The organism is Nostoc sp. (assembly GCF_036919895.1).
GTDB lineage: Bacteria > Cyanobacteriota > Cyanobacteriia > Cyanobacteriales > Nostocaceae > Nostoc.
Window position 1 is genome coordinate 29,270 of record NZ_JBALBW010000068.1, and the last position, 17,592, is coordinate 46,861.

A 17,592-nucleotide genomic window follows, 5' to 3' on the forward strand; every position below is an offset into this window, starting at 1 on the left:
ACCTTCGTAGAGAGGACTAAAGTCCTCACTACAAAACCTAAGTTTTCATTATGGGTACTTATGATGACGCACTTCAACCACAGTATGTACATTGCCACGAGGTGTAAAATCTGCTTTCACAGTAGCTTCTAAGGGGTCACAAGCAGCCACAAAATCATCCAAAATTTGATTGGCAGATTCTTCGTGAGAAATATAGCGATCGCGGTAACTGTTAATGTAAAGCTTAAGCGCCTTCAATTCCACTACCCGTTCATCAGGTATATATGTAAGGTAAATTGTCGCAAAGTCAGGATAGCCGGAAAACGGACATTTACAAGTAAATTCTGGCAAAGTAATGTTAATGTCATATCGCCTCCCCACACGCGGATTAGGAAAGGTAATTAGTTTACCTTCCGCAATATCGCGTTCGCCATACTTCATTTCTTGGCTTGCCTGGGATAAACTTTCAGAGAATTTATCAGTTGTCATTTGTCATTGGTTATTTTACTTATTTTTACGTCCTTTTAGGAATTTTGTAGCTTCCTAACTCCTAACTCCCTTTCAATACTCTTCCTTCTCCCAATCTGGACAATTCTCATCTTCACAACCGTTGGGATGCATGGCACAAACTAACAAATTACCACCATAAACTTGACCGTGATAGTGAGTACAACCAATACAGGCAGGATTTTTTTCGGCTGTAGGTTCAACTGAATAAGGAAAACCTGGATCTACATCTGCTACCATGTCTTCCAATTCCCAGTAAGCCTCCAACATGGGTTCAGCTAAATCCTGTAAATACTGATCGACTTCAGTAACAATGTTAGGGACTTGCTCAGTGATTTCTTCCGTTAGCTCAAAAAAAGCGTCTACCATTTCACTCATTCCCAGGAAGAAACGCTCTACTTCATCAGCCACTGTTTCAACGATTTCTGTTAAATCCTTTTGCCACTGTTCCATACACTTGACACCTTTGCAGGCTATAAACAGGACGGTTTGTGTTATCTGAGTGGAAGCACTAGAATACACACTAGGCAATGTATCTTATCAATTTTCTATATAAAGTGCCATCTAAAAGTGCCACTTATTACCGACCGTCTCGATCAAGGAATAATTTCTATTGATCGCGTTGCAATCGTTTTAACTCGTTTTGCAGGTCTAGAACTTCTTGGCGCAATTTATCCACATTCTGATCGCTCGATCCCTCTTTCACCGTTGGTTCTTCATCTTCCTCTAAAATTTCAATCCGGCGAGGTTCAGAAGGGGGTGTTTTCTCGGAGGTTTCACCAGATGGTTGGGCCTGTTGAGCTTGCTTCATCATTTCTTCAACGAAGCGGCGGGCTTCTTCTGTGTTCATTTCGCCCTTTGCAACCATTTCATCTGCCAGTTTTTGGACTTGCGATCGCACTTGGGCTAATTTTCCCCCTGCTTTCTCACCTGCGTAAGAAGCTAATCCAACACCGAGGTAAAAAGCTTTTTGAACAATATCTCCAAAACCAGCCATTGTTGCTGACCGCTCCTAAAAATAGGGCGACCCGGAGACTACGCCTATCACAAGCCTCCCGTGTTGCTGCTACCTTCCGGTTCTGACAAGATTTGGGTGTTGCGATCGCATAGATCCAGGTCTTCTAAAAGCATAACATGAAAAATCAGTAAGTGTGTGTTATTCCAAAACAATTCGCCATTCGTAAAGCTGATAGTTGACGCAGCCGTGTTTTACTAACGGGTCATCAGCTACAATTGCTTCTGCTTCCTCCTTTGAGGCTGCCTCAAACAACAACATCCCGCCTCTTTGCTCTACCCAATAGCCTGTTTGCGCTTTGTGTCCTTTCGCAATCAAGTCTTGAATGTAGGCTTTGTGGGCAGGTACATATTGGTCAAAGGTAGGTTTATCGACTTTGCCTTCTTCAATTTTGACAAACCACGGCATCAGCTTCTTAACTCCATTTGCAGTAGACATTCTGCTTTAGTTATGACTGTTTTTGAGTAGCATTTGAGTAGCAATTTAATCAAAAATCTGGGCGCTCTGCCTCAACTACGTTCGGGTGGCGGTAAACTACGCGAATTCTCAACCTGACACTGATGGGGGCTGCGGTATTAACACTGATTTGGCGACAAATACCGTCGGTAGGTGAACTAACCCTTGCTTCAAAACAAGCTCCCAAAACCAACCAGTATTACTGATGTGGCAGAGGATGAAGATTATGACGATCTAGTTTGTTTTGAGTATGAAGTTCGCCGTTCTTCTGAGATAACGCATCAGATACTAGAGGGGTAACGGCTTGATAATTTTGACCAACAAGAAAATCTGGTCGAGGATTTATAACCGATAAAGGAATATTCTCAATGCTGTTATAAGTAATAATCACAGTAGAACGCCCAAAAGGTGAGATATTATTTGTTGAGGCATGAACAATATTACTATCAAAAAATAGAACTGAACCTGCCGCAGCTTTTACAGAAGTAATTCCATACTTTGATACTAAACTAGTAATTGTTTTCTGATTCAAAGAATACTTTAAATTAACACTAAAGCTGGATATCCATGTAGGACTCTCACCAGAATTATGAGAAGTTGTGCTTTCTCCTATAGGATTATGCTCCAAAACATCGATCATCTCTTCTTTATGTGAACCAGGAATAATAAATAGCGGCCCATTAAATTCATTCATATCATCTAATAAGCACATAGCATTGACCACTTGTGGTCTTGGCATCCCATCCTCCTTACGCCAATAAATATAGTCTTGATGCCATTTCCAAAGGTCGCCGCTAAATGCTGCTTTAAGATTAATTTTGAACTGATATATATATACTTGACTCCCAACTATTTGCATAGCTGGTTCAACGATAAATGGATGACGTGTTAGAGAATGAAAAACATCATTATTAGTATGGGAGCCGTGAAGCGATCGCACAGTCTTACCATCTTTCTCAAGGATTTTTTTGGGTGAATCCTCCACAGACAAAGCGGATAATTCTGCTTTCATAATTCCAACTTCGGCGCGAGAAAAGTATTCTGGTAATAAAATAAATCCTTGACTTTTATAGATTATTAATTGCTCTGTTGTTAAATACATACTAAAATCTTGTCTCTATGAATAATTAAAATCTAAACCTTTTAAAGCATAGAGTCATTGCAAAAAACACTTAAAAAACAATATTTTATTGATGAGTTAGACTACTCCATATTTGTGGAATTATTCATGACTAATTTAAGTATTTCTAGTTAGGATGTAGCGCAACTATTTAGTAAATTTATCTGCTATATAGGAATCATATTTGATTTTTGAACAAAACTAGGTATTGTAGGGTGTGTTAGCGACAGCGTAACGCACGATCATCAAGGGTCTGGTGCGTTACGCTGTCGCTAACACACCCTTGTATCTTTTCATAAATTAAATACTAGTCCTATAGCCCTCCTACTGAGTTTGTGAATATCGCAAACGCAAAACTAAGTGCCTAAAATCACAGCCAGATGCTTGTTCATTCAACCTCTAAGGATTCGCTATATACTCTTTATTTTCAAAAATCCATTACTTAGAAAGTAAGCTAAATATTTACTGAGTAATTCAATATCCATTGATGGACAGGAAAGGGAAATATCAGCAATTGCCTCTAGTGTATTGCGACAATCTAAATCAGGGGTATTTTGGTATAGTTGCCATGCAGTCAGCCCTTGATGCACTTGTTCAGTTAACATCGGGATAAGAGGAAACAAAGAATTTTCCTGAGAGGATCGAGCTTGATTGATTAACTCATCTGTCCATTGAGGATAAGGTACTTTTTTAACTGGATATCCACAAGCTGATATCAACTCAAATAATCTAGTTAAATCGATATTTTGCGAAGCTAAAGGCACTAAATGAAATGCTTTACCCAGAGATTGCTTATTTTTAGATATTTGAACAATAGTTTTACTAGCATAATCTACTGTAATTAAATCTTGTTTTTGATTGACTAAATCTGGAAAACTACCTACTTGTATACAACCCTCGATCAATCTAGACATGTAATCATCTGTATTAGTTACGCCAGTATCTGAATGACCCATTAAAAATCCCGATCTAATGACTGTTACAGGGATACCTCTTGATTTAGCAATCCAAACAAGTTTTTCAGCTACCCATTTACTTTGAATATAACCAATGTCTTGATAAAGATAAGTTTCACTAGGATCGATCTCATCGTCCTCATAAAGGACATTCAACCCATTAAAACAAGCAATTGTGCTAAAAACAGCAATTGTTGAGATGTAATGTACTGGCTTGAGTTGAGCATGACATGCCAATCTCAGAACTTCTTGAGTGCCTAAAACATTTGCCGCCTTCATTAGAGAATATGGTTTAGCAAAGCCAACTTCAGCACCACTGTGATAAATGACATCAATCTGCTCTGCTAGCCTTCCAAATTGCTCTAAAGACAGTCCTAGACGAGGCCGATCTAAATTTCCTGGGATGGCAATAATTCTTGAGCTTTGACTTGCGTCCCATATTAAATATTTTTCTAGGTTTTTCTGTAACCTTCTAAAACCTTCACTTTCGTTATTAGCACGCACAAGGCAATATATCTTAGCCTCAGTTTGCTGCAACAATTCATGTAGTAAGAAAGCACCCAGAAAGCCCGTAGCACCTGTTAAGAAAATATGCTTTGGCTGACTGATGTCCTTAACAAGCACTCCTTGAGGATAGATGTTTGGATCGAGTCCGGCTTCAGCTTTGAAACTAATAACAGTATTGAGAGCAGCATTTCCTCCGTGATGTAATTTCTCAACTATCTGGCACAGTCCTTCTATAGTCTGTTGCTCAAAAATACATCTTACAGGCATCTGGACTTGAAAAGTTTCTCGCACATATATCATTAACTGTGCTGCTAATAGAGAATTACCGCCAAGTTCAAAGAAGTTATCTTGAATACCCACCCGATCAATGCCAAGTATCTTAATCCAGATACCGACCATTTTTTGCTCAGTAATAGTCCGAGGTGTAATTAATGCAAATTCTATAATTGTTCTGGATCGATCGGGAGCAGGTAATGCTCGACGATCTAGTTTGCCACTGGGTGTTAGTGGCAACTTCTCTAAGGAAACAAAAGCTGTAGGTATCATATATTCTGGTAGCTTTTGTTTGAGAAAGTGGTGGAGTTCTAATGTAAGTTGGCTATCATTCTCATATTGTTGAGTTTGCACCACATAAGCTACTAAACGCTTTTGTCCAGGTACATCTTCCCGATCTATGACAACACTTGTCTTGACGGATGGATGTTGTGCTAGTAAAGCTTCAATTTCTCCTAACTCGATTCGGAAGCCGCGAATCTTCACTTGATGATCGATACGACTGAGATACTCAATATTGCCATCTGGTAGATAACGTGCCAAATCCCCTGTTTTATATAATTTTGAATTATTAAAGGGGTTGGGAATAAACCGAGCATCTGTAAGATCCAAGCGGTTGAGATAACCACGTGCTATACCAATACCGCCAATGTAAAGTTCTCCAGGTACACCTACAGGAACAGGTTGTAACTGAGAGTCTAATAGATAAATTTGACTGTTAGCAATGGGTCGTCCAATGGGTGGCAAAACTGACCAATTTATGGGTGAATTGGCGAGGGTAAACGCAGTTACAACATGAGTTTCAGATGGCCCATAGTGGTTGTGGAGAGTGCAGTTAGGCAATTTGTGAAATAAATGTGCGATCGCATCTGTAATGCGTAACTGTTCCCCAGCCGTAATCACTTCGCGTAAACTCCAGGGTACTATGCCTTCTATCCTTGCTATTTCGGCTAATTGTTGCAAAGCGACATAGGGTAGAAACAATCGCTCAATCCCTACTTGATTTAGAAATTGCAGTAGGTGTGTGGGTTCACGACGCATTGATTCCGAAATCAATACCAATGTCCCGCCTATAGTCAGGGTGGCAAAGATTTCTTGGAAGGAAACATCAAAGCTAATCGGTGTATATTGCAGTGTTTTGCTGCCAAAGCCAACTGTAGAAGTTTGCGATTGCCAATAAATTAAGTTGACTAAGGGACGGTGCGGCATCGCTACACCTTTTGGTTTACCAGTAGAACCGGAGGTGTAGATGACATAAGCTAAATTGTCAGGATGGATATTAATATCCAGGTTATCTTGGGCTTGGGTAGCAATATTCTCCCAGTCTCTATCCAAACAGACAATACTAGCTTGATGTTCGGGAAGCTGCTCTAACAAATGTTGCTGGGTTAATAGCACTGTTACTTGAGAGTCTGTCAGCATTAAGGATAAACGCTGCTGTGGATAGGCGGTATCTAGAGGTACATAAGCTCCACCAGCTTTGAGAATCGCTAATAAAGCTACGATCGTTTCTAGCGATCGCTCTACACAAATCCCTACCAATACATCTGACTGTACACCTAAAGTTTGTAAATAACGCGCCAATTGATTGGCTCTGGCATTCAAGTCGTGATAAGTTATTTGTTGGTCTGCAAAAATTGCTGCTACAGAGTCAGGCTCACGCTTTACTTGCGCTTCAAATAGTTGGTGAATGCAACTTTGTTCCGGGTAATCTGCTTGAGTTTGATTCCATTCCACTAACAATTGTTGGCGCTCAGTAGCTGTTATTAGGGGTAAATCTGCAACTTTCCGATCGGGATGAGCAACAATACCTGCCACTAAAGTCTGAAAATGTTCTCCGATGCGAGAGATGGTAGCAGCGTCAAATAAATCGGTGCTGTACTCAAACCAACCACTAATCCCATCTGGTGTCTCAAATAGTTCTAGGAACAGATCGAACTTGGCTGTGCCATTGTGTTCTAAACGATGGTTAACGATCAAACCAGAAAGTTCTATAGCTGGTATGGGGACATTTTGCAGAGCAAAGCCGATTTGGAACAGGGGATGGCGGCTTAAATCCCGTTCTGGTTCTAGTTCTTCTACCAGTTTCTCAAAAGGTAGGTCTTGATGAGCATAAGCTTCTAAGGTCACTTCTCGCACTTGCTTGAGCAACTGGCGGAACGTGGGAGAGTCCGAAAAATCACTGCGTAGTACTAAGGTGTTAACAAAGAATCCAATTAAATCCTCAATTTCATGATAGTGACGGTTAGCAATTACGGAACCAACTTGGATATCTTCGCTACTCGTGTAACGGAATAGCAATGTTTGGAACGCTGCTAAGAGGGTCATAAATAAAGTTACTCCCTCCTCTTGGCTGAAGCGAGTTAATGTCTCGCTGAGAGATTTCGAGAGTGCTAAGGGTTGGCGCGTCCCGCGATAAGTTTGGCTTGCTGGTCGGGGGCGATCGCTTGGTAACTGTAAAATGGGTAGATTGGCTAACTGCTGCTTCCAATAGTCTAGTTGCTCTGATAATACTTTTCCTTGCAACCATTGCCGTTGCCAAAGAGCAAAGTCTGCATACTGAATCGTTTGCTCAGTTAGAGGAGAAGTTTGACCGTTGGCGAAGGCTTGATATAGCAGTCTCAGTTCTCGGAAAAATGTCCCGACAGACCAACCATCAAAAACAATATGGTGAATGTTCAACAGCAGTACATATTCTTCTGCACCTAACTGCAACATGGTGGTTCGTACTAACGGCCCGCGATCGAGGTTAAAGGGTCGTTGGCACTCTGCGATCGTTAATTGCTGGATTTCTGTATCTTTTTGGGAGTCGGACAGCAAACCCAAATCTACTAGATGCAAAGGTACTGTTAGGGTAGGAGCAATAATTTGTACTGGCTGCCCATCTAAGAAAGTAAAGGTGGTGCGTAAAACTTGATGGCGGCGAATAATTTCGTTGATGCTCTGTTCTAAGGCATTCAGATTTAGCTGACCAACCAGGTGAAAAGTTTGCGGTAAGTTGTATAAGGGATTGTTAGGTAAAAACTGTTCCAGAAACCATAATCGCTGCTGGGCAAAGGAAAGGGGCAAGTTTTGGTTACGTGTTACAGGTACAATTGCTTGAGTGTGCCATTGTAGATTTTCCTTGAGTTGTGCCTCGATACTTTCCCCTAAAGTGGCAACAGTAGGTGCATCAAATAACCGCCGTAATGGCAAATCTAACTGATAGGTATCCCGAATCCGAGAAATTACCTGAGTGGCTAGCAGTGAGTGTCCCCCAATCTCAAAAAAGTTATCGTGGACACCGATCTGCTCTAATCTCAAAACTTGCAGCCAAATTTTTGCTAGTACTTCTTCAACAGGGGTACGAGGTGAAACAAAATCTTGCTCCAGATTCCGTCCGGTGCGATCGGGTGCTGGTAATGCCCGACGATCTAATTTGCCATTTGGTGTTAATGGCAATTTATTTAACATCACAAAACTGGAAGGCACCATGTAATCTGGCAGCTTCTCCTTCAGAAATTTACGGAGATTGCCACTGATTGTGCGCTGCAAAATTTTCCATAGATGTTGGGTTTCTAAGATATGCTCTATGCTTTGGTGAAACAGGGCCTTTTCAGTAGGCGTTAGAACCAAGTTAATACCAGCGCGTTTACCCTGATTCCAAGTAACACAGCCATTTAACCATAATTCTTCCGATGTCACTGGCAAGCGTAGGCAAAGACGGACGCGCTTACCTGTTGCCCAACTAAATGACACCCCTGCCAAACAAACACCGCTATTGGAAATATCCTCTGTTTGTAGTTCTACTATCTGGTTGTCATCAGTTTCGACTCGAGAAACACTTTGATAAGGTACTCGCTCTGGAATTAGGTTGGAAACAATATAACCAACTAGGCGTTTGTCCCCTGGCACATCTTCCCGCGCCATGACTGCGGCTTCGCGCACATCAGGATGCTGTAACAGCATTGCTTCGATTTCCCCTAACTCAATGCGGAAGCCGCGAATCTTCACCTGCTGGTCAATCCGACCAAGGTATTCAATATTCCCGTCTGGTAAATAGCAAGCTAAATCACCTGTTTTATACAAGCGATCCGATTTTGCATAAGGATTGGAAATAAAACGTTCGGCAGTCAGATCGGGTCGATTGAGATAACCTCTAGCTAAACTATCGCCACCAATGTATAATTCTCCTGCAACACCGATAGGAACTAGCTTTAACTCTGCATCAAGTAAGTAAAGTTGGGTGTTAGCGATCGCACGACCTATTGAGGGGTAAGTTGGCCATAAATCAGGATTTTTCTCTAATGTCAAAGCCGTTACTACATGGGTTTCTGATGGCCCGTAGTGATTGTGAAATGAGCAGTGTGGCAGCGATTTGAATAATTTGACAATGGCTGGGGTAATTTGCAGTTGTTCCCCTGTGGTGGTAACTTCTTTTAAGCTCGTAAATAATTCCAACTGAGATGCTGCTAGTTCTGCCATTTGTTGTAGGACTACAACAGGCAAGATAACTTTTTCAATCTCTTGGTTGTGAATAAAGTCAGCTAAAGCTGTAGTGTCCCGTCGCAAGTTTTCTGAGATCAGAAACAAAGTGCCTCCCGAACACCAAGCAGCAAACATTTCATGAAAGCTAGCATCGAAGCTTAAAGAGGCAAATTGCAGGGTACGTACACCTGTTAATAGCGAGTTTAGATGCCATTGCAGTAAATTCACTAAAGGACGGTGAGCTAAACAGATACCTTTCGGTTTGCCTGTAGAACCAGAAGTGTAGATGATATAAGCTAAATTTTCGGCTGTGACTTTACTATCAGGATTTTTATGACTGTATTGGCTAATCTTGTCCCAGTCGGTATCTAGACAGATAGCCTGTGAATTATGTGCAGGAAGCTTTGTTAATAGTTGTTGCTGAGTGAGTAATATTGATACTTGAGTATCCTCAATCATGAAAGCTAAACGTTCCTGGGGATAGGCTGGATCTATTGGTACGTAAGCACAACCAGTTTTGAGAACTGCCAAAACTGCGATCGCCATGTCCAGCGTTCTCTCTACACAGATTCCTATCGGCATATCTGGTTTCATGCCTAGCGATTGCAGATAATGCGCTAGCTGATTTGCACGTTGATTTAGCTCTCGGTAGGTGAGTGAAGATTGTTCGTGCTTTTGCGCCTCTTTAAAGACTAATGCGATGGACTCTGGCGATCGCTCTACCTGTGCTTCAAATAATTGATGAACGCATTTATCTAATGCGTAATCTGTACTGGTATCATTCCAAGTTTCTACTAATTCTTGACGCTCATTTTCTAGTAATATATTTAGCTGTTGAAAATACTCGATTCCTTGACTAACTTGATTAGCTATAAACAGTAATCTTTCTAAAGAGTTTAGATAAACAAAATATTTTTCATTGTAAAATAGCTCTATTTCTAAATTATCATTAAAGTCATTAACAATGAGATGTATTTCGTTTTCCGCAAATGAATTATGGATAATTAATTTAGAAGCTTCTTTATGTGTAGGTATGTCAATAATGCTAAAATTATAGAAATTATAAAAAAACTTCAATTTTTCATCTTTTAAATAATTTCTTTGGAATAGAACAGAAATGTTTTGTAACCGATCTAGATTTTTTCGATAATTCTTGATCCAAGAAATATAATTTATAATATTTGAGCTTTTATCTATCCTCTTTTGGGATACAACAACAGGAACTACTTGGTAAAGACAACCTAGAACATTCAGTAACGGCTCATCTCTTTTACCAATAATGTCATAGAATACAAAATCTGCTGGTGTTTGTAAATATTTACTCAAATAAATGCCATAAATAGCTCTAAAAAATGTCGAAACCCTACAATTAATTAATTGGCAATATTTTCTAATTTGTGCTAATTCATCTCCAGTAATTTGTATTTTTCTTGATTTAGCTCTATTTTTTCTCTCTATTGTGGTATAAGGTGCAATAGGAATAACATTACTGAGAGTTTTCAACCAGTACTGCTGAATATCTGGCGTATCAAATCGGATAGCATAATCATCAATAAAATCATGAAAAAAATTACCTTCAAATACTTGAGGATTATTGCCTGTTTTTAAAGCTTGGTAGACTTTTCCTACCCTTTCAAAGAAAATTTTCCCAGAATATCCATCAAAAAGGATATGAGGGGCAGCTAAAATAGCAGTATACTTACCTTGTCGATCTTTGACTAAAATATTTTTAAATAAATTATTTTTTTGCAACTCTAACTTAGTTTTAATTTTTTCTTCGATAACTTGCTCTAAACTCTTAAAATGATGATTCTTTGGATCGATAAATTCAAAATTGATGTCAGCATTTTTGTCTACAAATTGAAAGACTTCGCCTTTATAAAAAACAAATCTAGTTTTCGTAACATCATCTTTTTGACATACTATTTGTATTGCCTGTTCCCAAACAAATCTGTCTACATTTTGTGATAGCTTGACCGACATCCCTAAAGTAAATACATTACTATCAGGATAAAGTATATTATCCAGATATAAATCTCTTTGTGTGGTTGTTAGTCGTGATATTTTTCCAATACTTGAAGGCTCAAAATGCTCATTTAGTATAGTTCCTGTTACCAGAGCCATTAAAACTTCTGAAATTGAGATAGGAGAAACATCTGGAGTTTGATAATTGTTAATCATGATGAATTAATTGAGTAATTTAGAATTATTTTGATGGACTGGGAGTTCAATTAATAATTCAGTTCCTTCTCCTAGTACTGACTGGCAACTTATTTTACCTTCATGCTTTTCCACAATAATTGTGTAGCTAATAGATAATCCTAATCCAGTGCCTTTTCCAATAGGTTTGGTAGTAAAGAAAGGATTAAATATCTGAGAAATTACATCTGATTTCATACCAGAACCGTTGTCAGCAATGCGAATAGCTATTAGGTTATTATCTAATAACTCAGTAGTTATTTTGATATAACTTGAATTAAGTTCAGCCTCCTCCAATGAAGATTGAGCTTTATATTCTTCCAAAGCATCAACAGCATTAGCTAATAAATTCATAAATACTTGATTAAGCTGACTCGGATAACAATCTACTAATGGTAAAGATCCATAGCTTTTAATAATTTGAATCTTAGATTTTAATGATTCAGGTTTGAGTCGATGCTGTAAGATTAACAAAGTACTGTCAATACCTTCATGGATATTGACTTGCTTCATTTCTGCTTCATCCAAACGGGAGAAGTTACGTAAGCTCAGAACTATCTGACGGATGCGATCGGCTCCAACCTTCATTGAAGATAGTAATTTAGGTAAGTCTTGAAGCAAAAAATCTAAATCTATGTCCTCTTGTTCAGCCAGCATTTGAGGAGTCATATTCGGCGCTCCTTGCTGATACATTTTAATGAGATATAATATATCTTCAATGTATTCACTAGCATGAGAAATATTGCCATAAATAAAATTAATTGGGTTATTAATCTCATGAGCTATACCAGCAACTAGTTGACCCAATGCAGACATTTTTTCTCTTTGAATCATCTGCAATTGTGTAGTTTGTAGTTGCTTGAGTGTAAGTTCTAAGCGTTGTGCTTGTTCTTCCAAACGGAAATTTTTATCATGTAATTCCTGTGTTCTCTCTTCAACTTTTAGCTCCAGAGCTTTGCTATAAATCTCTAAGTCCTGTTTAGCCTCTTGCAAATTCTCATTTAGTTTAGATAGATTAGAATATAGCTTGGCATTCTCAATAGAAATAGCTGCTTGAGAGGCAAGAATTTTTAAAACTTCTAACCGTTCAGTAGTAAATGCATTGGTTGTTAAATTATTTTCTAAATACAAAATCCCGATGAGTTTACTTTGATGAATTATTGGCGTGCATAAAATTGATTTACATTTATCTTTAATAATATAAGAATCGTTAACAAATCTTCCTTCACTACTAGCATCACCAATAACGACACTTTCTTTAGTTCTAATAACATAATTTAGTATAGAAATTGGTACATATAGACTGTTTTCTAGAGGCATAGAAGTTTCCAAAAGTATCTTGTTATTATTAACTCCCACGAATGCTTCTATTACCATTTGACCGTTTTTCTCTAAAAGCAAGCAACTGGTTTGTGCTCCAGCATTTTCCATCACAATTTTCATTAACTTGGCTAGCAAATCATCTAGCATAATTTCACTAGAAATAGCTTGCGAAGCTTTAAAAACTGTAGACAAATCAAAAGATGCTAAATTATTTATTTTGCTTGAAGTAGTTACTAAGTTAGCTTTCCAACTAGATGATTCCTGATTTACTACTAATGGGCAATAATTAGGGTATTTTGACTCTAAATCACTTACTTTTGCAATGGCTCCCCAACGCACATAAGCATGATAAGATTCTCTCAGATAGAAGCTCGCCTGCTGATCTCTATCACGGGAAAAGTAAAATTCTGCTGTTAACTCGTTGGCTAGTGCTTCTTCTTGAAAATATCCCTGTTCTTTTGCTCCTTGAATAGCTAGCTCATAATACTCCATCGCTATAAAGGGCTGCCCTAAAATCCGGGCTTTTTCTGCTTCCACTAAATTATATTTATGCTGATAATTGGCAGGAGCATGACCAGCCCATATCCGCATTTTTTCTTGATTGGAATTGATGGAATTTATATATTCTTGTTGAGTGTTAGGTTCAACATTGGGATATAACCTAAGCATAGCTAAAGAATAATAAAAGTTGTGGATGCTAACTGTCACCATCCCCATCACGCTACTTATATACCCCGAAGCTAATTTGGCATTATCAATTGCTTGAGTATAATCTCTAAATAAGTAAAGGAGAATCAATTTAGCAACATGAACAGCAAATAAAGAAGTAACATTATTAGTAGCTTGTAGATATGGCAGCATTGCTACTTCATTAAAACTATCGCCAACTAAATGATATTTATCTGGTGATTTGCCCTGCAAGTTTAATGTCAATTGATGCCAAATTTTAATGTAGTTTATCGGAAAATCTAGTTTAAATTTTTGTAGTAAGTCAATATACGATCCTTGCTGTTGAGCTACTGATTCGAGTTGTTCTCCTGTAAAAAATATATGACCGCAATAGTGGATAGAGCAATAGCCAACATATTCTATATCTCCAATTTCCAACGCGCTCTGAATCCCCTCCTGTAAAGGAGTAATACTTTCCCTAATATGCTCTTTCCAATGAAAGGTGAAACCATAAAATGGCGCATATACTTTACTTTTGAGTTCCTTGGCTTGAAACTGCTCTAATATCTGCCAAGCTATTTGACCAGAGTGATATCCAGCATCAATATTTTCTATATAGCTACACAACACCATACCATAACAAGAATATCCAGCAGCAGCCAAAGCTGAATGACCATGTTCAATGCAGAGATTGACAACAGTCAAGATTATCTGGGGAAAAGTTGTACCTGTTGTGTCAGTAATAAAAGCAGCACCACCAACAGTAACAAGCATTTTTAAAGCCGCCAGTATATAAGGGTCTTTTACAACTGGAAAATTTTCTAAATCTTGAAGCTGAGGTAAATTAGCTACAGTGCTTTGCTGATTTGGTGCTGGTGATAGAGATATACCCAATTTTGCGATCGCTTCTAGTCCAGTATCAATGGCTTTAAGCATCTGATTTTGAGCCATATAAAACTGGACTTGTAATTGATAAGCCTTGACTCGATCGAGCAGATTGCTAGCTTTATCTAGAATAGTTTTAGTGAGAATGGCTGCTCGGTTAAAATTAGTATTTAAATACTCTAATTCTACGCTTTCTAGATGAAGTGCTAGCATCAGGTCGTAATGACTTTCCCAACTTGATGGTGTCAGTAATTCTAGTCCGACTGTTGAATAACTAAGAGCCGCTTCGTATGCTGATGATGCTTTTGCTTTTTGGCTAGTTATCAAATTTAATTGAGCTACCCGATCTTTTTGAGATTGCTCGTGGATAAATTCAGTCCCCAGATTGAGATGATTAACAATATCAAAAATATTCTCTTCAATTTCTTTTGTTTGAAGTGATTCTAGTAACAATTGCCCAATTTTCAGGTGGGTTTGTTTTCTTTGCGATTCTGGAATCAGGGAATAAGCTGCTTGCTGGACGCGATCGTGCAAAAACTTATATGAGACTTTTAATTCCTGAGATTTTAAGGGTGTAGATGTGTTTTCGTCAAAAAGCAGTGCAGCTTTATAGTTATCACTCAGTGGCAGAATTAGGCTTGCTTGAAGTGCTTCCCATAATTCTGATGCGGTTTCTGACTGAGACTTTTCATTGACAATCGCTAGAATATTTATATTAAAACGATTGCCAATACAAGCAGCTAGTTTTAATATTTTTTGTGTATTATGAGGTAACTTTTTAATATTTCTAGCAATTAATTCTAAAGGATCGTAATCTGTAAAACTAATAGTTTTAATTTGGTTAATTTCCCATTCCCATACCCCACTATTAAAATCAAAATTCAATAGCTTCTCTTGGTACATTGTTTGCAGTAGCTGAGTTAAGAAAAAAGGATTACCCTGAGTTTTATTAAAAACAAATTCAGCTAGTATTTTTGTTTTGTCTGTTGTGCTATGAAGTGTATCAAATATTAAATTAGAAACATTACTAATATTTAGAGGACGTAATATAATATTACTTATAGTTGCTCCTGACTTTTGGATTTCATTTAAGCTTTGATTAAAATAATGAGTTGATATGACTTCATTATCTCGATATGCTCCAATCATCAAAAAATATTGGCTATCATCACCCATCAGTATCTCAATCAGTTTGAGAGAGGCTATATCTGCCCATTGTAAATCATCGAAAAATACAACAAGAGGATGTTCTTTCTGAGCAAATACCTGAATAAATTTTTTAAATACTCGATTGAAGCGATTTTGTGATTCAGTTGTACCTAATTGTGCTATAGGTGACTGTTGACCTACAATTTTTTCAATGTCAGGAATAACATCAATAATAACTTGACCATTTTCATCAAATGCTTCTAAAAGCTGCTGTTTCCAAATAACTATTTTTTCGTAGCTCTCTGTTAATAGCTGTTGGGTCAACTCTTGAAATGATTCAATTAGAGCCGCATAAGGAATATTGCGCTTAAACTGATCGAATTTACCAGAAATAAAATATCCCCTTTTTTGGAGGATCGGTTTATGAATTTCATTAACTAAACAAGATTTACCAATACCTGCATAGCCTGAAACTAGTATCATCTCACTTCTTCCAATGCTCACTCGCTCAAAAGCTGACAATAGAGATGTTACTTCTTCCTCGCGTCCATAGAGTTTTTGAGGTATGGTAAATTGGCTAAATTTATCTAATTTGCCAGGAATAAAATTTTCGTTTTTTCGATTATTTAATAATTGTTTTAAACAAAATTCTATATCTGCTTTTAGCCCTAAACCACTTTGATATCTTTCTTCAGGAGTTTTCAATAATAGCTTCATCACTATATTAGATACTGCCTCTGGAATTTCTGAGTTGATATGATGAGGAGGTAGAGGCTGTTTTGCAATGTGAGAGTGAACTATTTCTAAGGGATCGTTACAATTAAATGGTAACTGAGAAGTCAACATTTCATAAAAAGTTATGCCCAAAGAGTAAAAGTCTGTGCGATAGTCAATCGACCTATTCATCCGACCTGTTTGCTCTGGAGACATATAAGCCAGTGTTCCCTTAAGTAAATTAGGATTACTGAGCATTACATTTTCTTTTGATAGGCGTGATGCAATACTGAAGTCAGTAATTTTTACCTGCTTTGACTTAGGGTTAATAATGATGTTTTGTGGCTTAATATCTTTATGAATAATATGTTGAGAATGCAAATCTATAATAATATCTATAAGCTGAATAGCTATTTTTAAACAATCTATTATATTTAATCTATTGTCATCAATAAATTGTTTGAGATTTTGCCCTCCGATATCCTCCAAAACTAAAGCAATACTATTTTGATAATTCTCTAATCCATAAACTTTGATAACCCCTGGTAAATTTAATGATTTAGAAATGTCATATTCGTGTTTGAACTCTGTTACATATTCAAGATTATAATATTCATGTTTAAGACTTTTTAGGATAACCATTCTTTCATTTGCAAATTCCAGCGCTCGATAAACTACAGTATCTAGGCCATCCGAAATCTTTTCTATAATTTTGTATCTGGAGTTAGTAAGCATTGGTTATGATTGTGAAATACTTTTTAGGAGACGATTAACTACAAAAGCCAAGCCCAAGACTGCATTGGCGTGAAGATCGCCAAAACCACCACGACTCAACGGAGCAAAAATATTTTAGCTATACAACTGTATCTTTGGCGCTTACGGTATAGGAGACTTTCATCAGAGGCAGGGCATTTTATTGCTGGTCAGTAGCAACGAACAACATACATTTTTTCCATGCTACTACTACTAAAGCTGCATTGTAACCCGCTAATCTACTATTATTCTTAGGTATGCTTAACTAGCAGGTATGTAATTGCCGCAATAACTATTTTAGTGAGATCCTTCAGCAATTATTGGTGTATTCAGCTAAGGACACAATTTGACAGATGGAGCGAGTTTTTGATTTATCTCTACAACTGTATTAGCTACCGCTCAAAATGCTATTCTGATTGGATATCAACTTAGTTATTATTAAGATATATAAGCTAATCGCCATTTATCTTTCCAGAATGATTAGCTTGTAGTAAGACAATAAATATGCAAGACTGAAGTCGATTATTTTAACTTGTTTACTTTCGCAAATAATTGAAACATAAGTAAGTTTAATCTATATTGGATTTCTTTGGTAAAAGTGATTTATTGAATTACCTAGC

7 protein-coding genes and 1 other RNA gene are annotated in these 17,592 nt (G+C 37.7%); all 8 read right to left on the reverse strand.

Annotation, left to right across the window (positions count from 1 at the left end):
* Positions 1-48: 48 nt before the first annotated feature.
* The 8 genes from queF to V7K55_RS12835 all read right to left on the reverse strand — a co-directional run bounded on the left by queF (position 49) and on the right by V7K55_RS12835 (position 16,954).
* Positions 49-468 (reverse strand): preQ(1) synthase, encoded by a 420-nt coding sequence (gene queF, locus V7K55_RS12800; RefSeq protein WP_334831771.1) that lies wholly within the window; start codon positions 466-468, stop codon positions 49-51.
* A gap of 72 nt (positions 469-540) precedes the next feature.
* Complete coding sequence (locus V7K55_RS12805) at positions 541-939, reverse strand: hypothetical protein (RefSeq protein ID WP_334831773.1); 399 nt, start codon at positions 937-939, stop codon at positions 541-543.
* Between the two features lie 157 nt (positions 940-1,096).
* Positions 1,097-1,483, reverse strand: a complete 387-nt coding sequence (locus V7K55_RS12810) for a phasin family protein (protein ID WP_094342385.1) — start codon at positions 1,481-1,483, stop codon at positions 1,097-1,099.
* Positions 1,484-1,508: 25 nt separating this feature from the next.
* Positions 1,509-1,605: signal recognition particle sRNA small type (gene ffs / locus V7K55_RS12815), an RNA gene on the reverse strand.
* Between the two features lie 37 nt (positions 1,606-1,642).
* Positions 1,643-1,909: a YciI family protein gene (locus tag V7K55_RS12820; protein ID WP_334831909.1), complete on the reverse strand. Its 267-nt coding sequence runs from the start codon at positions 1,907-1,909 to the stop codon at positions 1,643-1,645.
* Positions 1,910-2,156: 247 nt separating this feature from the next.
* A complete protein-coding gene (locus tag V7K55_RS12825) occupies positions 2,157-3,059 on the reverse strand; it encodes a phytanoyl-CoA dioxygenase family protein (RefSeq protein WP_334831775.1) in 903 nt (300 codons plus the stop codon).
* 428 nt (positions 3,060-3,487) lie between these two features.
* Positions 3,488-11,461: an amino acid adenylation domain-containing protein gene (locus V7K55_RS12830; RefSeq protein WP_334831777.1), complete on the reverse strand. Its 7,974-nt coding sequence runs from the start codon at positions 11,459-11,461 to the stop codon at positions 3,488-3,490.
* Positions 11,462-11,467: 6 nt separating this feature from the next.
* Positions 11,468-16,954 (reverse strand): AAA family ATPase, encoded by a 5,487-nt coding sequence (locus V7K55_RS12835; protein ID WP_334831779.1) that lies wholly within the window; start codon positions 16,952-16,954, stop codon positions 11,468-11,470.
* Positions 16,955-17,592 lie beyond the last annotated feature (638 nt).